General features: G+C 66.0%; 14 protein-coding genes and 1 tRNA gene. 13 read left to right on the top strand and 2 right to left on the bottom strand.

Features of this window, described 5'->3' with window-relative positions; translation table 11 throughout:
• Positions 1 to 33: 33 nt before the first annotated feature.
• The 11 genes from AC3WN8_RS22205 (at position 34) to AC3WN8_RS22155 (ending at position 16,977) form a co-directional block, all read left to right on the top strand.
• A complete protein-coding gene (locus AC3WN8_RS22205) occupies positions 34 to 813 on the top strand; it encodes a DeoR/GlpR family DNA-binding transcription regulator (protein ID WP_492671671.1) in 780 nt (259 codons plus the stop codon).
• 327 nt (positions 814 to 1,140) lie between these two features.
• Complete coding sequence (locus tag AC3WN8_RS22200) at positions 1,141 to 3,798, top strand: TonB-dependent receptor domain-containing protein (protein ID WP_492671670.1); 2,658 nt, start codon at positions 1,141 to 1,143, stop codon at positions 3,796 to 3,798.
• Between the two features lie 31 nt (positions 3,799 to 3,829).
• On the top strand, positions 3,830 to 7,069 hold the full coding sequence (locus AC3WN8_RS22195) for a family 78 glycoside hydrolase catalytic domain (protein WP_492671669.1): 3,240 nt from the start codon (positions 3,830 to 3,832) through the stop codon (positions 7,067 to 7,069).
• Positions 7,066 to 8,538, top strand: a complete 1,473-nt coding sequence (locus AC3WN8_RS22190; RefSeq protein WP_492671668.1) for a carboxylesterase/lipase family protein — start codon at positions 7,066 to 7,068, stop codon at positions 8,536 to 8,538. The genes AC3WN8_RS22195 and AC3WN8_RS22190 overlap by 4 nt, the downstream gene beginning before the upstream one ends.
• A gap of 5 nt (positions 8,539 to 8,543) precedes the next feature.
• Positions 8,544 to 9,416, top strand: a complete 873-nt coding sequence (locus AC3WN8_RS22185) for an alpha/beta hydrolase (RefSeq protein ID WP_492671667.1) — start codon at positions 8,544 to 8,546, stop codon at positions 9,414 to 9,416.
• An 8-nt stretch (positions 9,417 to 9,424) separates the two neighbouring features.
• Positions 9,425 to 11,008 (top strand): tannase/feruloyl esterase family alpha/beta hydrolase, encoded by a 1,584-nt coding sequence (locus tag AC3WN8_RS22180; RefSeq protein ID WP_492671666.1) that lies wholly within the window; start codon positions 9,425 to 9,427, stop codon positions 11,006 to 11,008.
• A gap of 46 nt (positions 11,009 to 11,054) precedes the next feature.
• Positions 11,055 to 11,378 (top strand): hypothetical protein, encoded by a 324-nt coding sequence (locus AC3WN8_RS22175; RefSeq protein ID WP_492671665.1) that lies wholly within the window; start codon positions 11,055 to 11,057, stop codon positions 11,376 to 11,378.
• Positions 11,378 to 13,906 (top strand): beta-glucosidase, encoded by a 2,529-nt coding sequence (locus tag AC3WN8_RS22170; RefSeq protein ID WP_492671664.1) that lies wholly within the window; start codon positions 11,378 to 11,380, stop codon positions 13,904 to 13,906. The genes AC3WN8_RS22175 and AC3WN8_RS22170 overlap by 1 nt, the downstream gene beginning before the upstream one ends.
• Positions 13,907 to 13,974: 68 nt before the next feature.
• Positions 13,975 to 15,270 (top strand): sugar MFS transporter, encoded by a 1,296-nt coding sequence (locus AC3WN8_RS22165; protein ID WP_492671677.1) that lies wholly within the window; start codon positions 13,975 to 13,977, stop codon positions 15,268 to 15,270.
• Positions 15,271 to 15,415: 145 nt separating this feature from the next.
• Positions 15,416 to 15,489: transfer RNA gene (locus tag AC3WN8_RS22160), tRNA-Gly, on the top strand.
• 183 nt (positions 15,490 to 15,672) lie between these two features.
• On the top strand, positions 15,673 to 16,977 hold the full coding sequence (locus AC3WN8_RS22155) for an acetamidase/formamidase family protein (protein ID WP_492671663.1): 1,305 nt from the start codon (positions 15,673 to 15,675) through the stop codon (positions 16,975 to 16,977).
• Between the two features lie 121 nt (positions 16,978 to 17,098).
• On the opposite strand, the gene AC3WN8_RS22150 is transcribed toward AC3WN8_RS22155, so the two are convergent.
• The gene (locus AC3WN8_RS22150) at positions 17,099 to 18,310 is read right to left on the bottom strand and encodes an aromatic ring-hydroxylating oxygenase subunit alpha (protein WP_492671662.1); all 1,212 of its coding nucleotides are present in this window, start codon (positions 18,308 to 18,310) and stop codon (positions 17,099 to 17,101) included.
• Complete coding sequence (locus AC3WN8_RS22145; protein WP_492671661.1) at positions 18,307 to 18,675, bottom strand: hypothetical protein; 369 nt, start codon at positions 18,673 to 18,675, stop codon at positions 18,307 to 18,309. Before AC3WN8_RS22145 ends, AC3WN8_RS22150 begins: the two co-directional genes overlap by 4 nt.
• 269 nt (positions 18,676 to 18,944) lie before the next feature.
• Here AC3WN8_RS22145 and AC3WN8_RS22140 point away from each other — a divergent pair, with 269 nt between their 5' ends.
• Positions 18,945 to 19,721 (top strand): aspartate/glutamate racemase family protein, encoded by a 777-nt coding sequence (locus AC3WN8_RS22140; RefSeq protein ID WP_492671660.1) that lies wholly within the window; start codon positions 18,945 to 18,947, stop codon positions 19,719 to 19,721.
• The gene (locus AC3WN8_RS22135) at positions 19,721 to 20,770 is read left to right on the top strand and encodes an AraC family transcriptional regulator (protein WP_492671659.1); all 1,050 of its coding nucleotides are present in this window, start codon (positions 19,721 to 19,723) and stop codon (positions 20,768 to 20,770) included. Before AC3WN8_RS22140 ends, AC3WN8_RS22135 begins: the two co-directional genes overlap by 1 nt.
• The last annotated feature ends 6 nt before the right edge of the window (positions 20,771 to 20,776 follow it).

The raw sequence follows: 20,776 nt of genomic DNA, 5'->3' as shown, positions 1-20,776 counted from the left end.
CCGGTCAAATAGCCGCATTGGACAAGGGCGGACATGCACGCAGCCGAACGCGAAAAGATGATTCTCGACAGCCTGGCCGAGCGCGGTTTCGTGTCGTTCCGGGATCTCGAGATTCGCATCGCGGCATCGCCTGCGACGATCCGCCGCGATCTCGACCGGCTGGAGGCGGCCGGGCAGATCACGCGCGTTCGTGGCGGTGCAAAGCGCGTCGGGCCGGCCGCGGCGCCGGTGGTCGAAGAAGGCCTGTCGGGCATTCCCTTCCACGAGAATATCGGCCGCAACCGCGCCGCCAAGGAAGAGATCGGCCGAACCGCGGCGCAGCTTTGCGAGCCTGGCGAAGGCGTGATGATCGACGGCGGTTCGACGACGCTGCAGATGTGCCCGCATCTCGACGGGCTGGGGCTGCAGGTGCTTACCAATTCGTTGCACATCGTCAGCGCCCTGCTGCCGCAGTCGACGACGCGTATCCTCCTGCCGTCGGGGCAGGTGTTCCGCGAGCAGAATATCGTACTGTCTGCCGCCGGCGACGACGGGATGCCGCGCTTCCATGCGCCCAAGCTGTTCATGGGGGCGGCCTCGATGGGGCCGGCCGGGCTGATGCAGGCCGACATCATCCTGGTCGCCGCGGAGCGCCGGCTGATCGAGCGTGCCGACGAAATCATCGTTCTGGTCGACAGTTCGAAATTCTCCGGCCCCTCGGGCAATGTCGTCTGCGCGCTCGACGAGATCGACGTCGTCATCACCGATGCCGGCATCGACCCGCGCCACCGGCTGATGATGGAGGCAGCGGGCATCCGCGTCGTCATCGCCTGACGCATTTGGTGGTTGTGCCGTGTACCGCATCGTCATGCTGAACTCGTTTCAGCATCCATGCTGCAACCCACACCATTGCGGCGGTTTCAACATGGACCCTGAAACAAGTTCAGGGTGACTATGGTGGCCGTCCGCGATCGGCGAGACTCTGCGCCTTTTACCCTATATGATTGAATTTGATCATTGACGTGATCGGTAAAGATAAATAATGAGCAAATCTGCAAAAGCGCTCATAGAGGCGCCTTGCAGGAGGGGCCTGGAGAGATTCACGTTTCCTCCGCCGAACCAGATTTCCGCCGATGATGCGGAAGCAGTTGGAGGATGGCGATGACGGGGATGACTGCAACCAATTCGGCTTTTCTTGCGCGGCGCGGCATGCGCTGGGGTGTGTCCGCCCTGGCCTGTGCCGGCGCGCTGATGGCCGCGAGTATCGCCCAGGCTCAGGACAGGAGCGGGGACGCCACCGAAGCTGAGTCCGAGGATGCGACGATCGTGGTGACCGGCACGCTGCTGCGCGGCGTGGCACCGGTCGGCACCAATGTCATCGGCGTCACCGAGAAGGACGTCATCGCCTCCGGCGCCGCTTCGGCCAACGACTTGCTCGCCTCGATTCCGCAGGTCGGCAATTTCGGAACGATCCCGGCGGGCGTCGGCAATTACGGCAATCCGATCGTGCGCCCCAATATCCGCAATCTTGGCGGCAGCGGCGGTTCGACGACGCTCGTCCTGATGAACGGTCACCGCATGATCGGCGCCGGCATCCTCCAGACCAGCTTCGATCCCTCGGTGATTCCGCCCGACGTGATCAGGCGCGTCGACATCATCCCCGATGGCGGTTCTTCCATCTATGGTTCCGACGCGATCGGCGGCGTCATCAACTTCATCACGCGTGATCGTTATGACGGCATCGGCGTCAATGCGCGCTACGGCTTCGCCAAGGATTACCAGACGATCGACGCCAGCGTGATCGCCGGCAAGGACTGGGGTTCGGGCTCGATCTTCATCTCCTACGCCTATGCCTGGCACGACGATCTGATCGGCCTCGACCGCGGTTATGCCACGGCCGACCAGACCGCGCGCGGTGGCGGCGATTTCCGCAGCACGGCCTGTCCGCTGGCGAACATCACCATCGGCGCGACCACCTATGCGCTCCCGGGCCGGGCACCCGGCACGCTCAACCGCTGCGACCAGACCGACTATGCCGCCATCTATCCGCGCGAGGAGCGGCACAGCGTCTTCGCCGGCCTGACCCAGGACCTCAGCGACGCCGTCCATTTCAACATGACGGCCTATTGGTCGAAGCGCGACACGGTCCACCGCACCGCGCAGAGCAGCCAGAGCGGCACGATCACCGCGCTCAATCCCTTCTTCTCGCGGATCGGGACGGAGACGTCGCACAATGTCGCCTTCGCTTTCGACAATGTCTTCGGACCGGCCAATATCAGCCCGTCGCGCTTCACATCCTATGGCGTCACGCCGAGCATCGATTTCGAACTGGGCGGCGGCTGGCAGCTTCGCGCGCTCGCCAATTTCGGACGCAGCGAGAATGAATCGACCGAGGATTCGATCAATGCGACCGCGGTGACGATGGCGCTTGCCGGGACAACGACGGCCACGGCACTCAATCCCTATAATCTGTCGGCGACCTCGCCGGCGGTGCTCGCGACGATCAACGACTTCGTCAATTATGGCCAGGCGACGCAGGAACTGGCCGAGGGGCGCCTCGTGCTCGACGGGCCGCTCTTCAGGATGTCGGGCGGGGACGTCCGCCTGGCCGTCGGCGCCGAATATCATTACGAGAATATCGACTCCTTCACCGGCAGCGGCCCGCGAAACGCGATCACTGGGGGCAGCGCCTATACGTCGCGTACGGTGAAATCGCTGTTCGGCGAGGTGCTGGTGCCGATCTTCGGCGCGGACAATGCGACGCCGGGCTTCCACAGTCTCGAGCTCTCCGGCTCGATCCGCTACGACGATTATAGCGATACCGGCGGTACCACCAATCCGAAGGTCGGCCTGACCTGGCGGCCGTTCGAGGCGCTGACGATCCGCGGCAATTACGGCACGTCCTTCCACGCGCCGAGCCTTGCCGATCTCGGCAACTCGGTCGACTCGCGCGTGCAGGTGCTGCCGTTCAGTCCGTTCCGCGCGCCGGGCGGCTCGCCCTTCGACGCGCTGCGGCCGACATTGGTGATCGCGGGCGGCAACGCCAATCTGAAACCCGAGACCGCCGATACCTGGTCGCTGGGCTTCGACTTCAAGCCCGCCGCGGTTTCCGGGCTCGTCGTCAGCGCGACCTATTTCAACGTGAAGTTCAAGAACGCCATCGCGGTTCCGCCGGTGACGTCGCCGGTGCTCTTTTCCAACCCGGCCTATTCGAGCTTCTACGTTTTGAATCCCACGCTGGCGCAGGCTCAGGCCGCGGCCGGAACTCTGCGCATCGACGGCGTGCCCAATCTGGCGACGCTCTACGCGATCAGCTCGCCCTATGTGCTGTTCTTCGCGCAGCGCGCCAATCTGGGCGCGGTGAACGTCGACGGCATCGACTTCAATCTCGCCTATACCCGCCCGACCGGCTTCGGTTCGCTGAACGCCAGCGTCGCCGGCACCTATCTGCTCAACCGCAAGACGCAGGTGGTGCAGGGCGCGGTCTTCAGCGACGATCTCAAAAACGGCACCGGCCGCTTCTTCGCCACCGCGTCGCTCGGCGGTACGGTGGGCGACCTGACCGCACGCGCGACGCTCAACCATCGTGGCGGCTACCCGCTGCTCGGCGTGGCGCCGCAGAAGCGCGTCTCGTCCTTCAACACGGTCGATCTCTTCTTCAGCTACGATCTCGACGATCTGTTCGCCAACACCATGCTGACGCTGAACGTCGACAATGTGCTGGACGAGGATCCGCCGTTCCTGAACAATGCCTCCGGCTATACCAATGGCAGCACGCTGGGACGGACAGTGTCCTTCGGTATTCGCACCAAATTCTGATGAGGAGGAGGCGCTGCCGCTGATCGGAAGCTTGCGGGGCCTGGTCCTTGGTGCGCTGGCGGCTGTCCTGGCAGCCGCGACGCCGGCGCCTGCGGCGCAGGAGGCGCCATCGGCTCTGCGCACCGAATATGCGCCGGCGCCGCTGGGCCTCGATGTCGCGGCGCCGCGCCTGGCCTGGCGCTCGCCCGTCGCGCGCCAGTCTGCCTATCGCATCCGCGTGGCGACGGAGGTCGACGCTCTCGATCGCGCGCCGCTGTGGGACAGCGGCAAGGTGATATCGGCCGACAATGTCCAGATCGCCTATGCCGGGCCGGCATTGTCGTCGCGCCGGCGTTACTGGTGGCAGGTGCAGGTTTGGGATGCGGAGGGCAAGGCCAGCGGCTGGAGTGCGCCCGCCTGGTGGGAAATGGGATTGCTCGATACGTCCGACTGGCAGGCGCGGTGGATCGCCGGCCCGCAGCGGCGCGACCATGACTGGAGCGACCTGACGCTCGACACAGAACTGACCTTGACGGGCAAGGCCGTCGATATCCTGTTCCGCGCGCTCCCCAACGGCAAGACCTATGGCGACGCCTATGTCTGGACTTTGGCCGAGGACAGGAACGGACCCGAGCTGATCCAGTCGGTCCGCCGCTATCCCGGCGGCACCAGCTCCGCGGTGAAGACCGAAAGGCTGGGGCAGGTGACGCTGGCCGGTCCGATCAAGGGGCGCCGCATCCGCCTCCAGATCCGCGCCGAAGGCCGGCGCATCGTTACCAGCATCGACGGCACGATCGTCGCGACGATCGAGAATGACGCGCATGCCCATGGCACGATCGGCTTTTCGGCGAAGGAAGCCGCGGCGGCGATCGTGCACCATGTGCGCGTGACGGGCGGCCGGAGCCCGGGCGTCGGCATCGATTTTGCCGGTGGCGACAATCCCTTCAGCGGCGGCGGCGTGACCGGGGATGGGCTGGTCGTCGCGAGCGGCGTGCCGGGCGTCGATCTGATGCTGCCGATCGAGGCGCCCGCGCCGCTCGTTCGCCGCGCCTTTCGACTGACCAGGCCCGTCGCGCAGGCGCGCCTCTATGTCGCGGGCGCGGGCATGCCGCGGCTGTCGGTCAATGGCCAGATCGTCGGATCGTCGCTGGGTGCGGGCTTCACCGCTTATGACAAGCGGGTGCTGACCTATGCCTATGATGTGACCGCCTTGCTCGGCCGGGGCGAGAATGTCGTCGGCGCGGAGCTGGGGCGCGGCTGGTACGGGCTGACCGATCCCAATGAATGGTATTTCCACGCAGCCCCCTGGCATGGCGAGCCCGCGATCAGGGCGCAGCTCGAGATCGCCTATGCCGACGGCACGCGCGAGACGATCGCGACCGATGCCGGCTGGCGGACGATATCGGGGCCGACGCTGAACGACTCGGTCCATCGCGGCGAGCGTTTCGACGCCCGTCTCGTTTCGGCCGGATGGGACCGGCCCGGTTTCCGGGACGGTAAATGGTCGGCGGCAACGCTCGTCACCGGCCCTGCGGGCCGGCTGGTGGCGGTGAATTCCGAAATGATCGAGCCGGTGGAGACGATCGCCCCGGTCGCGGTCAAACAGGCGGCGCCCGGTGTGCACGTCTATGATTTCGGACGGATCGTCTCGGGCTGGCCGGTGCTCAGGCTGCGCGGCCCGGCCGGGACGACCGTGTCGATGATCGCGAGCGAGCGCATTGCCGAGAATGGCCGGGTCGTGCCGGCCGCAGGGCTGATCGATGCGCAACTCCAGACCGACCGCTACACGCTCGCCGGCAAGGGCGAGGAGCAATGGGCGCCGCGCTTCGGCTATCGCGGTTTCCGCTATGTCCAGGTCGAGGGTTTTCCCGGAACGCCGGCGGACGGGGTGCTGACGGCACGCATCGCCCATTCCGCGGTTGCGCGCACCGGCAGTTTCACGAGCGCCAATCCGCTGCTCAACCGGATCGACGCCGCGGCGATCGCGACGATCCTCAACAATATGCACGGCTTCCAGACCGACACGCCGACCTATGAGAAGAATGGCTGGACCGGCGATGCACAGGCGTCGGCGGGCGCCGCGGTGCGCAGCCTCGACGTCGCGCGCGTCTGGACCAAATGGCTCGCCGATTTCCGCGATGCGCAGTCGGAAAAGGGCGAATTGCCGGAGATCGCGCCGACGACGCCCTATTATGGCTATGAGGATACGCCGGGCTGGAACGTCATCTGGGGGCCGACCACGCCCTGGGACGTCGCGGCGATGATCCTGCCCTGGGAACTCTACACCACCTATGGCGATACGCGCGTGCTTGCCGACAATCAGGCGATGCAGCGCCGGCTGGTCGATTATACCGCGACCTTCATCAAGGCGCCCGACTATCGGCGCGCGGCGGGCCTGTCCGAATGGGCATCGGCGGGCGGCATGGACTATAGCAATGCGCGCGGCGGCGGCATCGATGCCGTGACCACCGCCTATTTCTTCCATCAGGCCGATCTGCTCGCCCGATCCTCCGCCATCGTCGGTGAGGCGGAGGATGCCGCGCGTTACGCCCGGCTCGCGGCGGATATCCGCGCGGCCTATAATGCGCGCTACTGGGATGCGGCGAATGGCTGGTATCGCACCGTCGATGCCAAGGGTGTCGCCGGGCCGCCGACCCAGGTCCAGAATGTGCTGCCGCTGGCCTTCGGCATGGCGCCGAAGGGCGGCGAGCAGGGGATCGCGGATGCGATCGCGCGCGACGTCGACAAACAGGGGCTGCGCACCGGCGTGTTCGGTGCCCGCTATCTGCTCGAGATATTGAGCGACTACGGCCATGCCGATCTCGCCTATCGCGTCGCGACGCGCACCGATGAACCGAGCTGGGGCTGGTGGATCGCCAATGGCCATTCCACGATGTTCGAGACCTGGAGCCTGAACAGCCGGTCGCGCGATCATCATTATTTCGGGTCGATCGCCGACTGGTTGCGCCAGCGCCTCGCCGGCCTGCGCCCCGGCGCGCCGGGCTACAAGACGGTCCTGGTCAAGCCGGCGATTCCCGATGGTCTTGCCAGTGCGGAGGCGACGATGGAGACGATCCATGGGCGCGCCTTTTCCGGCTGGACGGTCGCAGGCGGCAGGCTGACGCTGACCGCCGAGGTTCCGCCGAACACGACCGGCGAGATCTGGGTTCCAGCCCGTTTCGGCGCGGTGCACGCGCCCGCCGGAGCCGAATCCGTGCGGCGGGAGGCGGGCTATTCCGTCTATCGTACCGGGCCAGGCCAGTTCACCTTCACCACCGGAGCCGACCGATGATGCGTAGCGTAACCCTGTTCGCAATAGCCTGTGCGATCGCGGTGCCCGCCGCCGCGCAGCAGGTGACGATCGACAGCGGGCCGGTCGCGGGTGCGACCGCCGAGGGTGTCGCCGCCTTCAAGGGCATCCCCTATGCGGCGGCGCCGGTCGGGGACGGGCGCTGGCGCGATCCCGCGCCCGTCCCGCCCTGGACGGCGCCGCGCGATGCCACTGCCTATGGTGCGGATTGCATGCAGAATCCGATGCCCGGCGCCAAGGCGGGCGAGCGGCCGATGAACGAGGATTGCCTGTTCCTCAATGTCTGGACGCCGCGACCGGAAAAGGGCGCGAAGCTGCCGGTCATGGTCTGGATCCATGGCGGGGGTTTCGTCGGCGGGTCGGGCTCGCTCCCCGAAACCGACGGCGCGGCGCTCGCGCGGCGCGGCTTCGTCGTCGTCAGCTTCAACTACCGGCTCGGCCGTTTCGGCTTCTTCGCGCATCCCGCGATCGACGGCGGCGGCAATTGGGGGCTGATGGACCAGATCGCGGCGCTCAAATGGGTGCAGCGCAATGTCGCGGCGCTTGGCGGGGATCCGGCCAGCGTGACGGTCTTCGGCGAGAGCGCCGGGGGCGAGTCGGTCACGCGGCTGATGGCGTCACCCGCGGCGAAGGGGCTGTTCGTGCGCGCGATCGTCGCCTCGGGCGGAAGTCGCAACCGCTGGCCGACGCTCGCCGAGGCGCAGGCGAAGGGGCAGGCCTTTGGCACCCGCGCAAAGGCGGGTGACGCGGCGGCGCTGCGTGCGCTGCCCGCCGACCGGATCCTGGGCGGCATCAATCTGCTGAACAAGGAGGATGATCGCTATTCGGGGCCGATCACCGACGGCGTCATCGTGCCCGCCAATGCCGATGCGATCTTCGCCGCGGGCAAACAGGCGAAAATCCCCTATATCGTCGGCAGCAACGACGACGAGCTGGGCTTCGTGCCCGGCGCTTTCCGGGGCATGGTGAACAAGCCCGCGCTCGAAGGGCTCGGGGCGGGGGCCGATGCGGTGATGGCCGCCTATGCCGACAAGGACGAGGCGAACCGCCGCGTCGCGGCGGACATCATGTTCGGCGAACCGGCATTGGCCTTCGGCCTGTTGCAGGCGCGTGCCGGCGCGCCGGCCTTCCTCTATCGCTTCGGCTATGTCGCGGAGGGCCAGCGCAAGAAGGATCAGGGCGCCGTCCATGCATCCGACGTGGTCTTCCAGTTCGGCAACCTGCCGGCGGACGCCACCGCCGCAGACCGCGCCGCGGCCAGGCTGATCGGCGATTACTGGACCAATTTCGCGAAGACGGGCGATCCCAATGGAAAGGGCCTGCCCGCCTGGTCTCGGCTCGACCCCGGTGCCGCCCGGCTGCTGTCGATCGGCATCGGCGGAGCGGAGATGGAGCCGGCGACGAGCCCGGCACTGACCGCGATCGCGGCCGCGCAAGAAGGAAGGAAGTGAAGGACATGGCGAGGCGTTTCCTCATCCCGATCGCCGGCCTGTTCGCCGGTGCGCTCGCCATCGCGGCGATTCCGGCGTGCGCGCAGCAGGTGATCAGGCTCTGGTCGAAGCCGGAGCCCGCGAAATCGGCGGAAGTAACCGAATCCGGCGCGTTCGGCACGATCGTGCGCAACGTGTCGGACGCGACACTGACCGCCTATGTGCCCGAAAAGGGCAAGGCCAACGGCACGGCGGTGATCGTTGCGCCTGGCGGCGCCTTTCACATGCTGTCGATCGAGAATGAGGGCGCCGCCGTCGCCAGATGGCTGAACGGCCAGGGCGTCACGGTCTTCGTGCTCAAATATCGGTTGCTCGAAACCGGCGCCGATTTTCCGCTCAGCCTGATGCGCTATCTCAACGATCTTCCGGCGCTGCGCACTGCTGTCGAGCCTTTGCGCCCGCTCGCGACCGCCGATGGCGAAGAAGCGGTGACATGGGTGCGCGCCAACGCCGCGCGCTACGGGATTAAGCGCGATCGTATCGGCCTGATGGGGTTTTCGGCCGGCGGCGCGGTGACGGTGTGGACCCTGCTCGCCGGCAAGCCCGAAAGCCGGCCCGATTTCGCGGTCGCCATCTATCCGGGCCTGTTGCCCGACGCGATCGCGGCGCCGAAATCGGCCCCGCCGCTTTTCGTCGCGGTCGCCGACGACGACAAGCTTGCGCATGACGACAGTGTCCGGCTGGCGGAGGCGTGGCAGAAATCGGGCGCGGCGACGCGGCTCGTCACCTATCCCAGCGGGGGCCATGGCTTCGGCATGACGAAGAGCGGCAAGCCGAGCGACGCCTGGCCGGAAGCCATGGCGGGCTGGATGCGCGCCCAGGGACTGCTCGGCAAATGAGGGCCCTATTGCTCCTGCCGATCGCGACGTCGCTGCTCGCCGCCTGCGCGACCGGCGATGGCCCCGCGGCACCGGCGCCTGTCGCCCGGAAAGCCGATAGCTGCGAGGCGCTGACCGGCCTTGCGCTGCAACATGGCCGGATCGACGCGGCATCGACGCTGGCGAGCGGCGCGGTGGTCAATCTGCAGGCCGGGCAGCCCGGCCTGCCGGCGCCCGCCGCCTTTTGCCGTGTGCAGGCGACGCTGTCGCCGGTGGCGGGCTCGTCGATCAAGGTCGAGGTCTGGCTGCCCGAAAAGGCGCGCTGGAACGGCAAGCTGATGGGCGCCGGCAATGGCGGTTTCGGCGCGAACATGCTGCTGCCCTCGCTGCTGATGCGCGGTGCGGTGCAAAAGGGCTATGCCACGGTCGGCACCGATATGGGCCATGTCGCGGAAAGCGACGTCGACGCGCAGTGGGCGCTGAATGCACCCGAGAAGATTCGCGATTATGGCTGGCGCGCCAATCATGTCGGCGCCGAAACCGCGAAACAGGTGATCGCGGCCTATTATGACGGGCAACTCGCGGCGAGTTATTTCCACGGCTGTTCCGATGGTGGACGGCAGGCGCTGACGCTCGCGCAGCGTTATCCCGCCGATTATGACGCGATCATCGCGGGCGCCCCGGCGATGCCCTGGACGCGCATGGCGAGCGCTTTCGCCAGCAACGCGGTGGCGGTCTCGAAGCCCGGAGGAGACCTGCCGCTCGCCAAGCTGAAGCTGTTGCAGGCGGCTTCACTCGGCCAGTGCGACATGCTGGACGGGGTGAAGGACGGCGTGATCGAGAATCCGCGTCTGTGCCGCTTCGAACCGGTCAGGCTGGCCTGCAAGGGTGACGGTGGCGCGGATTGCCTGACCAATGCCGAGGTCGCGACCGCCAGGCTGCTTTATGAAGGGCCGAAACGCGCCGATGGCGGCAGCTTCTATCCGGGCTTCGTACCGGGGGCGGAGGCCGAGGCCGGCACCTGGGGCATGTGGCTGACGGGCGCCAATTCGCAGCACGCGAAATTCTCGACGTCGTTCTTCCGCTATTTCGTCCACGCCAATCCGGACTGGCAGCTCTCGCAATTCGATATGGAGCGCGATTACGCGCTGGCGAAGCAGCGGGTCGGCGGCGATCTCGATGCCGACAGGACCGATCTCGCGCCCTTCTTCAAGCGCGGCGGCAAGCTGCTTCTCTATCATGGCTGGCAGGATGCGGCGATTCCACCGGGCAACACGATCGATTATTACCAGCGCCTCGTGGCCGCGCAGCCGCGCGCTGCCGGCAATTCGGTGCGCCTGTTCATGGTGCCGGGCATGTCGCACTGCTTCGCCGGGCCCGGCCCCAACATCTTCGATGCGCTGGGCACCATGGACGCGTGGCGGCAGGGCGGCCCGGCGCCCGAGCGGATCGTCGCGACCAAATATGACAATGATCTCTTCGCCTATCTCGGCCTGCCGGCAAAGGCCGGGCGGACGCGTCCGCTCTGTCCCTTTCCCAGGACCGCGAAATGGGACGGCAAGGGATCGACCGACGATGCCGCGAGCTTCACCTGCGAAGCGCCCGATCGATGATATGAACCGAGCGATGATTCCCACCGACTCCAGAAAGGAAAAAGACATGAAGACGATGATGATGCTGATCGCGGCAGCGATGGTCGCGGCGCCCGCAGCATATGCGCAGGACGCCAGCCAGGCGAAGCCCGCGACCGAAAAGGCACCCGCTGCCGAAGGCAAGTTCACGCTCGATACGCCGCTGCAGGACATCGTCGCCGACGAAAAAGGCAAGGCGGTGATCGAGAAGCATTTCCCCGGCATGATCGCCATGCCCGAATATGAGATGTTCAAGGCGATCGGCCTCAACCAGCTCAAGCCCTATGCCAATGGCAAGATCACCGACGAGATGTTGGCCGCAACCGCGGCGGATCTGGCGCAGATCAAGTGATGGCACGCCGGACGGCCCATCTTGCGGCGATGCTGCTTGCGTCGGCGACGGCGCTGTCCGGCGCGCAGGCCCAGAACACGGTCTACAAGAACAGGTCGGCGCCGCTCGAGGCGCGGGTCGACGATCTGATGGGGCGGCTGACGCTCGACGAGAAGATCCTGCTGCTCGCGGGGGAAACGTCGATGACGCTCAATCCGATCCCGCGCCTCGGCATTCCGCCCTTCCGCATGACCGACGGCCCGACCGGGGTCCGCTCGCCCGAGGGACGGCCTGCGACCGTCTTCCCGGTCGCGGTCGCGCTGGCCGCGACCTGGAACCCCAATCTCGCGGCGGAGGTCGGCGCGGCGATCGGGCGGGAGACGCTGGCGCATGGCGCGGACATGCTGCTCGCGCCGACCGTCAATATCGTGCGCACCCCGCGCTGGGGCCGCAATTTCGAGACCTATTCGGAAGATCCCTATCTGACCGCACGGATGGGAAGCGGCTATGTGAAGGGCGCGCAGGGCACGGGCATCGGCGTCTCGCTCAAGCATTTCGCGGCCAACAATTCCGAAACCAATCGCTTCATCGTCGACTCGGTCGTCGATCCGCGGACGATGCGCGAAATCTATCTTCCGGCGTTCGAGGCGATCGTGAAGGACGCCGATCCCTGGTCGGTGATGGCCGCCTATAACAAGGTCAACGGCGCGCATGCGTCGGAGAATCGCTGGCTGCTGACCGACCTGCTCAAGACCGAATGGGGGTATAAGGGCGCGGTGGTGTCCGACTGGGGCGCGACCCGCTCGACCGTCGCCGCGGCCAATGCCGGCCTCGATATCGAGATGCCCGGGCCGCCCACCCATTTCGGCGCGAAGCTGAAGACCGCGGTCGACAAGGGTGAGGTCGGCACGGCACAGATCGACGAGAATGCGCGGCGTGTCGTGCGGATGATCGTGCGCAGCGGCGCGATCGAGCGCGGGGCCGCGCGCTCGATCGCCCCGACCATGCCGCGCAATGCCGCACTGGCGGAAAAGGCGGCGGAAGAGGCGATCGTGCTGCTCAGGAACAGCGGCGTGCTGCCGCTGCCCTCGTCGATCGCCTCGCTCGCCGTCATCGGCCCCAATGCCGATGTCGTCCGCATCCAGGGCAGCGGCAGTTCGCAGGTCGTGCCGTTCGAGACGCGTACGCCGCTCGCCGCGCTGAAAGCCGCGCTGCCGGGCGTTCGCGTGACCTATGCCAAGGGCGTCGACAATGAGGAGACGCCGCCCGGCGCCGATCCGAGATGGTTCAGTCCGGGCCGGGACCGTGGGGCCAGGGGATTGGCGGCGACCTATTATGCCAATGCCGATATGAGCGCCGCGCCGGTGCGGAGCGAAACCGCGACGAGCTTCGTCAAGCGGATCAGCGGCAACATCGCGGGGCCGCAGGTGACGGGCTATGCCGCGCTGCGCTGGGACGGCATGTTCTGGCCGGAACGGACCGGAAGCTACGAATTCAGCATTCGCGGTACCGGCAAGGCGACGGTCACGCTCGACGGCAAGCCCGTGCTCGACGGGGCGACGGCGGCGAAGCCGGATATTCGCGACGTGCTGGGTTTCCCCATTCCGCGGCGCACCGTCGCGCTGCCGCTCGAGGCTGGCCGTGGCTATCCGATCCGCATCGACTATGCGACGGGGCAGACGCCCTATGAATATCTGAGCTTCGGCGTCCGCGAACCGCGCCCCTCGCTCGACGAGGCGGCGGCGGCCGCGCGCACCGCCGACGCGGCGATCGTCTTTGTCGGCTCCTCCTCGACCACCGAGGGTGAGGGTTACGATCGCGAGACGATCGACCTGCCGGGCGATCAGGACAGGCTGGTCGAGGCGGTGATCGCCGCCAATCCCAGGACGGTGGTGGTCGTGAATGCCGGTGCGGCGATGACAATGCCCTGGCGCGACACCGCGCCGGCGATCGTCGACATGTGGCTGCCGGGCGAGGGCGGTGCCGCGGCATTGGCGAAGATACTGACCGGCAAGGTCAATCCTTCGGGCAAGCTGCCGGTGACCTTCCCGGCGCGCAGCGAAGACGACACCATCAACATCAAGGGCGCGAAGGTCGCCTATTCGGAAGGCCTGCTCGTCGGTTATCGCGGTTATGCCGCACGCGGCGTGAAACCGCTTTTCCCCTTCGGCCATGGCTTGAGCTATACCAGCTTCACCTATGCCGGCCTTTCGGCGCCGGCGCGGATCCGCGGTGACGCCCCGGCCTTGGTCAGCCTGACGGTCGGCAACACCGGCAAAAGGGCGGGCAAGGAGGTGGTGCAATTCTATGTCGCCCCCGTGGCGCCGTCCGAAGGCGATCCGCCGCTTGCGCTGCGCGGCTTCGCGAAGGTCGATCTGGCGCCGGGAGCCCGCCGGAAGGTGAGCGTGACGCTCGACCGGCGTGCCTTTCAGCGTTTCGACGCAGCCTCGGGGCATTGGCGGGTCGTGCCGGGACGCTACCGGATCATGGCCGGGGCATCGTCGGAAGACATTCGCGAAACCCGCGAGATGGAGGTGACGCTCGATTGAGGGCATGCCCCGGCATGTGGTTTAAACTCACCATCAAATAGCGGGATTCCGATATGGCCATTGCTGGAATGGGGACGGGCGGCGATCTGCCTGGGCATGAGGGCGGCGAGGAGCAGGCCGGTGCCAGGGAATTGCGCCCCTTCGTGATGGGGCTTTTCTTCATCTTCGGCGGGATCACCTCGTTGAACGACGTGCTGATCCCGAAACTGAAGGAACTGTTCACGCTCAACTATACCCAGGCGATGCTGGTGCAGTTCTGCTTCTTCACCGCCTATCTGCTGATCGGCATTCCCGGCGCGAAGCTGGTCAAGAAGATCGGCTATATGCGCGGCGCGGTGGCCGGTCTGCTGACGATGACGGCCGGCTGCCTGTTGTTCATCCCGGCCTCGCAGACCGCGACATACACGCTGTTCCTGCTGGCGCTCTTCGTGCTCGCGAGCGGCGTCGTCATCGTCCAGGTCGTCGCCAACCCGCTGATCTCGCTGCTCGGCAATCCGGCGACGGCGCATAGCCGGCTGACTTTCGCGCAGGCGTTCAATTCGCTCGGCACCACCCTTTTTCCGATTGCGGGCGCGGCGTTGATATTGGGCAGCCTCGCGACGGTGAGTGCCGACCGGCTTTCGGGCGCCGCGCTCGACGCTTATCGCACCGCCGAAACCCAGGTGATCGTTCATGGCTATCTCGGCATCGCCCTGGCGCTCGCTTTGGTCGCGGGTGTGGTGTGGATGTTCCGCAATCGCCTGCGCGGCGAGCGGCATGAAGCCAGCGCAGGCTTTGCCGGCGTCGACCTCCTGAGGCGGCCGCGCTTTGGTTTCGGCGCGCTGTGCATCTTCCTTTATGTCGGCGCCGAAGTCTCGATCGGCTCGCTGATCGTCAGCTATCTCATGCAGGGCCATGTCCTGGCGCTGGAGGAGTCGGCAGCGGGCAAGCTGATCGGCCTTTACTGGGGCGGTGCGATGCTGGGCCGCTTCATCGGCTCGGGCCTGATGCGCTTTGTCAGCCCCGGCAAATTGCTTGCCGGGGTCGCGGCCGGTGCGATCGCGCTGATCATGGTCTCGATCAACACCACCGGCACGCTGTCGGGTTACAGCCTGCTTGCGATCGGCCTGATGAATTCGATCATGTTCCCGACGATCTTCAGCCTGGCATCCGAAAGGCTCGGCAGCCGCGCCGCCGACGGATCGGGGATCATCAATGTCGCGATCTTCGGTGGCGCGGTCGTTCCGCTCGCAACCGGCGCGCTTGCCGATACGACCGGCAGCCTCGGCCTCGCGCTGATCCTGCCCGCTGCCTGTTACGCGATCATTGCCGGCTTCGGCATCTATGCGCGACGGCCGGCAAAAGCGCCATTGCCGGACCAGTGAACGGGGGCCGCTCCGGATGCTCAGGCCCTTCGCCGATCAGCCGTTGACCCATCGCTCAGGAAATGGCACTTCGCGGACGCATCGAGCGCAGACCGTAACTCGCCGTATAAATCCTTGCGGCGGCTCATGGTCAGGCACTTGAAATGCGGGTGTAGCTCAATGGCAGAGCAGAAGCTTCCCAAGCTTACGACGAGGGTTCGATTCCCTTCACCCGCTCCAATCCCGACATTCCCATAGCCTCCGGTAACAACGGCGCGCCTGACCTGCGTCATTGGCCCCAAAACGCACCTGATCTCACTCCGCTGCAGCATAATCGCACCGGCGCTGTCGGGCGCGGCGATTATGCTTTGTGCGTATCGCCCTCCGGATAAGCTGACGCCCGAATTTTCAAGGGTGATTGGCATGTCCGAAGCAAGGTCCGTTGTCGAAGTCTATCAATATAGCGGCGGGATCGTCGGCCCCGGCATTCCCCATGCCGGCGTCGTGCGCGACGGTGGCACCATTCGCACCGGCACGCCGCCGGGCTGCTGGGGGCCGATGATCACGCCCAAATTCCAGGGCGGTCATGAAGTGACCCAGCCGGTGATGGTGGAGGGGGCGGAGATCGGCGACGCGATCGCGCTCAAGCTGAAAAAGGTGCAGGTGACGTCGCTCGCAACCTCGTCGGGCGTGATGGAATTCGTCGAGGGGCGCTATCTCGGCGATCCCTTCGTCGCGAAGCTCTGCCCGGCCTGCGGCCTCGCCAGCCCGCCCAGCCATGTCGAGGGCATTGGCGACGATGCCGTGCGCTGCGACGGCTGCGGCGCGGAGGTCAGCGCCTTCCGCTTCTCGAACGGCTATGTGATCGTGCTCGACCGCGAGAATAATCTGTCGCTGACCGTCAGCAAGGATGTCGCGGAAAGCATCGCCGGCGACGCGCGCGCGATGGCGGCGATTCCGGGCCAGTCGGCGCAGCATTCGATCCTGGCGCTGGCGCGCGCCGATATCGCCGGTCTGCCCGCGCGGATGCGTCCGTTCCTCGGCAATATCGGCACCAGCCCGTCGCGCGACCTGCCGGATTCGCACAATGCCGGCGATTTCGGATCCTTCCTGGTCGATGCGCCGCATGATTATGCGATGACGCGCGAAGAGCTGCATCGCCACAAGACCGACGGCCATATGGACACCAATTCGGTGCGCGAGGGGGCGATCCTGATCTGCCCGGTCAAGATCCCCGGCGGCGGCATCTATATGGGCGACATGCATGCCCAGCAGGGCAACGGCGAGATCGCCGGCCACGCCACCGACGTGTCGGGCGAGGTCGAGCTCGAAGTGGAACTGATCAAGGGGCTGGCGCTCGACGGCCCGATCCTGCTGCAGCGTGCCGAGGATCTGCCGCTGCTCGCCCAGCCGTTGACTGCCGCCGAGCGCGCCTCGGTCGCGGCGCTTGCGGAACGATATGGCCAGAAGACGATCGAGGACAATGCGCCGATCACCTTCATCGGATCGGGCGTGACGCTCAACGAGGCAACGCATAACGGGCTCGATCGCGCCGCCGCGGTCACCGGCCTGCCGCTCGACGAGATCCTCAACCGCGCGACCATCGCGGGATCGATCGAGATCAGCCGCCTGCCGGGCGTGGTGCGCGTGACCTTTCTCTGCCCCACCCATATCCTGACGCGGATGGGCATCGCGCATCTGGTCGAGCAACAATATCGCGCCGGCTGATCCTGCTTAAATCAGAGGCCGGCCGACGCTGATCGTCGGCCGGCCAAGATGCGGTGGCAGTGGGGCGTGTCCTTTCAGGCCGCCGACTCGCTCCGTCCGGGAACAAGGCGGCGCGTCACCGTCACGCCAGCCCCCGCACGCAGCGATCGACGCCATTGCCGAGATGGCGGACGAGCATTTCCTCGTCCTGGAAATGGATGACGTCTTTCGCGCCGGATTTGAGCTGGGCGGCGATCAGCTCGTGCGTGAAGCAATCCTCCATCATCGGATCGCGCAGCCCGACCTTCGAATATTCGCGGGCGAACAATTGTCCCGCGGTTTTCACCGGCGGGTAATAGCCCTTGATCTCCCAGACGCTGCGATCGACCGCGACCGGCCAGATGTTGAAGGTGAAGAACAGGCCGTCGAGCAGCCCGATGAAGAAATTGGGGAAGATGTGCCAGAAATCGAACGATCCCCTGAACTGGTAACCTTCCGCGCCCTTGTCGGCCTTCGATCCGAACGCCTGGACGGTGCCGGTGCCGAACCGGCTGGCGAGCATCGCGGTGGGCGGGGGCGTGAAGCTGTCGGGCGGCGGCGAGCCCAGCACGCCGTGCAGCCCGTGCAGTTCGATGGCGCTGTGGCGATATTGCCGGCCCTCGATCTTGACCGCGCGTGCGAGCGTCTTTTCGTGCAGGAACGGCAAATGCCACCCTTCGAGCTGTGCTTCCTGCAGGGTCTTCCAATTGACGTTCTCGTCGATCCGATAGGAGAAAGCCGGGGTGAAGCCCTCGAAATCATAGCGGCCGATATGGTCGGCAACGGGCGCGAGATGCTCCTCCAGGCTTTGCTCGGGCTGGCTTGCGAGGTTGATGAAGATGAAGCCCTGCCACACCGCGCAATGGACGGGGGTGAGGCCGTTGGCGGCGGGATCGACGCTCGGAAAATTCTCGGCATCGCTGACATGGACCAGCTTTCCGGTGGTGTCATAGACCCAGCCATGGAAACGGCAGGACAGGAAACCACGGCAACGCCCCTGCGCATCCCATGCCACCGGCGCGCCGCGATGCGAGCACATATTGTGAAAGGCGCGGACCACGCCGTCCTTGCCGTGGATGACGAGGATCGCGGTCTCGGCGATCTTCAGGTCGACGACGATATAGTCGCCGGGCTTCGCGACCTGCAGCATATGCCCGACATTCAGCCATTTGCGGCGAAAGACCGCGTCCTTCTCCTGCTCGAAATAGGCCTGGCTGGTATAGCGCTCGACCGGGATCGGGCCGTTGCCTTCTTCGGGATAGCGCCGCATGAACCGGCGCGCGTCGTCCGCCGCATGGTCTGGCGCGGCGCTCACTGGCCGCGCTCCAGCGCCGGACCCGCCGATCCCAGCGGCCATGCGTCGTGCAGCGGCACGAAGCGATCGATCGGGAAGACATATTTGGGCTGGGGCTCGCCATACATTTCGACCGTCACCGAAACCTCCGTCAAAGCCAGGCACATGTCGAGCAACCTCCGCTGGCGATCGTCGAGATCGGTGAGCGGGGTCCGGTCGAGATAGGTCAGCGCGTCGCCGCAGCGGATCTGCATGACGTCGTAAAAGGCCTGGCTCTCGGCCATCGATGCCGACCAGCGCTTGCGGTTGCGCGCATGTTCGGTGGGCAATGCCCAGTCGATCCAGCGTTCCAGATCGGCAAATCCGTCAGGCAATGATGATTGCACGCCACTCTCCCCGACCCCGTTGCGGGGCTCTTGTTCCATCACGGCGACTGTCGGTGCGGATGCGCTTCGGGCTCTATCCCGTCGCCGCAGCCGATGGTCCGAAACGGCAGCATTGCGACAGGCCGGACGCTCCATATCCCTGGCCGCATCCTCGGTGGCGTCATGATACCGCAGAGGTATGATTTCAGGGCAAAACGGTATTTGACGCGATGCATGGCCGGTCCACACTCGGGCGTACACGCCATGATCATGCCTGTGGAGTATCGTTGATGACGCGACGGATAAGGATGATCATACCCGTGCCGGTTCCGGCGGCGGCGCTTGACGGCTTTGCCGCGCAATTGCCCGCCGGGCTGATGCGTCCCGACCTGTCGGTCGAATTCTGCTGCGCCGCACGCGGCGGCAGCGCGCTCGATTCCCCCTATGAGGGCGTCATGGCCGATGCCTATTGCCTCGATGCCGGGCTGCGTGCCGAGGCGGAGGGTTTCGACGCGGTCTGCGTCAATTCGATGAGCGATTCCGGTGTCGCCGGCTTGCGCTCGCGCCTGTCCATTCCCGTGCTGGGCACGGCGGCGCCGACCTATCATCTCGCCTGCCAGCTCGGGCGGAAATTCTCGATCCTCAGCATGTGGGACAATTGGCGCTGGCTGTACGACAAGGTGCTGGGCGAAACCGGATTGCGCGATCGGCTGGCCTCGATCCGTACGATCGGCGTCGCGCCCGACACGGCGGAACTGCTGGCGGGTAAGGAGGATGCGGTGTTCCCGCTGCTGCTCGACGCCGCGCGCCAGGCGATCGAGATCGACGGCGCCGACGTGCTCGTCCTGGGATCGACGACGATGCACCAGAGCCACGAATTCCTCCGGTCGCGGCTCGATATCCCCGTGCTCAATCCGGGCTTGATTGCATTCAAGACCTGCGAGACATTGCTCGATCTAGGACTGAGCCACAGCAAGCGCGCCTATCCCTCGCCCAGAGGATTGAACGACACGGTATTTCGCTTCGATCCTTCGCCCGGGACCATCGGCGCCAGAAAGGCAATGTGATGACGACATCTTCGCCATGGCCGTTCGCGCTGAGCGCCGACAACTGGAACGGGGCCGGCTTGCCGCTGTCGCATTGCGCGAAGCTGCTCAGCGACGATATCGACGCGGTCCACGCGCATATGAGCGCGATGTTCTGCCGCCACAGCCTGCATATCGAAGGGGGCGTCCCGCCCATCGCCTTTCGCCACAATCAGGCGCCGTTGCGCGCGCTGACCTTCAACGCGACCGATTACGGCAACCCCTATGGCCGCGTCGTCGTGACGATCCCGCCGATGGAGGAGCTTTATCTCGTCCAGTTCTCGCTGACCGGCCGGGCGGAGATCACGCAGGGCGACGACAGCTTCGTGCTCAATCCCGGCGAGATGTGCGTGCTGGGATCGCGCCAGCGCATCCGCCAGGTGTTCGACGAAGGCTATAAGCATTTCACGGTGAAGGTCCCCAAGGCCGATCTGGAGACGCTGCTTGCGCAGGAACTCGGCTTCCGGCCGGGCGACCTGCATTTCTCGTCGCGTCCGGTGCGGCTGGAGGGGGCGGCGGCGTCCTTCGCCAGCATGATCCGCACGGTGTGCGACGATATCGATCTCGGCCTCACCGCCTATAGCCACCCGCGCACCTGCGGCTCGGTCGAGGATACGCTCAAGCGCCTGTTGCTGGCCGCGGTGCCGCACAATCACAGCGATCTGTTCAACGGATCGGTCTCGGGCCTCGCGCCCTTCTATGTCCGGCGCGCGGAGGAATATATCCGTGCCCATGCCGAGGAACCGATTAGCCTGACCGATCTGATCGAGGTGTCGGGGGTCAGTGCGCGATCGCTCCATGCCGGCTTCCGGCGGTTCCGCGATACGACGCCGATGGGCTATCTCAAGAACCACCGGCTGTCGCTGGCGCGCAGCGCGTTGCGCAAGGGTGCGGAAAACGGGGTTTCGGTGACCGATGTCGCGCTGGCCTGCGGCTTCACCCATCTCAGCAAGTTCGCGCGCGACTATTTCGAACGCTATGGCGAGCGCCCGTCGACAACGCTGCGCGCCTGCGATTTCGGGCGGGTGTGAGGAGCG

Source organism: Sphingobium sp. FW305-3-2-15-F-TSA7 (assembly GCF_058787155.1).
This window is presented reverse-complemented; position numbering and strand designations above follow the sequence as displayed.

What these genes read in the sequence shown, in the direction of transcription:
- AC3WN8_RS22205 (WP_492671671.1), top strand. Translation starts at nt 34, where the DNA reads ATGCACGCAGCCGAACGCGAAAAGATGATTCTCGACAGCCTGGCCGAG.
- AC3WN8_RS22200 (WP_492671670.1), top strand. Translation starts at nt 1,141, where the DNA reads ATGACGGGGATGACTGCAACCAATTCGGCTTTTCTTGCGCGGCGCGGC.
- AC3WN8_RS22190 (WP_492671668.1), top strand. Translation starts at nt 7,066, where the DNA reads ATGATGCGTAGCGTAACCCTGTTCGCAATAGCCTGTGCGATCGCGGTG.
- AC3WN8_RS22185 (WP_492671667.1), top strand. Translation starts at nt 8,544, where the DNA reads ATGGCGAGGCGTTTCCTCATCCCGATCGCCGGCCTGTTCGCCGGTGCG.
- AC3WN8_RS22175 (WP_492671665.1), top strand. Translation starts at nt 11,055, where the DNA reads ATGAAGACGATGATGATGCTGATCGCGGCAGCGATGGTCGCGGCGCCC.
- AC3WN8_RS22170 (WP_492671664.1), top strand. Translation starts at nt 11,378, where the DNA reads ATGGCACGCCGGACGGCCCATCTTGCGGCGATGCTGCTTGCGTCGGCG.
- AC3WN8_RS22165 (WP_492671677.1), top strand. Translation starts at nt 13,975, where the DNA reads ATGGGGACGGGCGGCGATCTGCCTGGGCATGAGGGCGGCGAGGAGCAG.
- AC3WN8_RS22155 (WP_492671663.1), top strand. Translation starts at nt 15,673, where the DNA reads ATGTCCGAAGCAAGGTCCGTTGTCGAAGTCTATCAATATAGCGGCGGG.
- AC3WN8_RS22140 (WP_492671660.1), top strand. Translation starts at nt 18,945, where the DNA reads ATGACGCGACGGATAAGGATGATCATACCCGTGCCGGTTCCGGCGGCG.
- AC3WN8_RS22135 (WP_492671659.1), top strand. Translation starts at nt 19,721, where the DNA reads ATGACGACATCTTCGCCATGGCCGTTCGCGCTGAGCGCCGACAACTGG.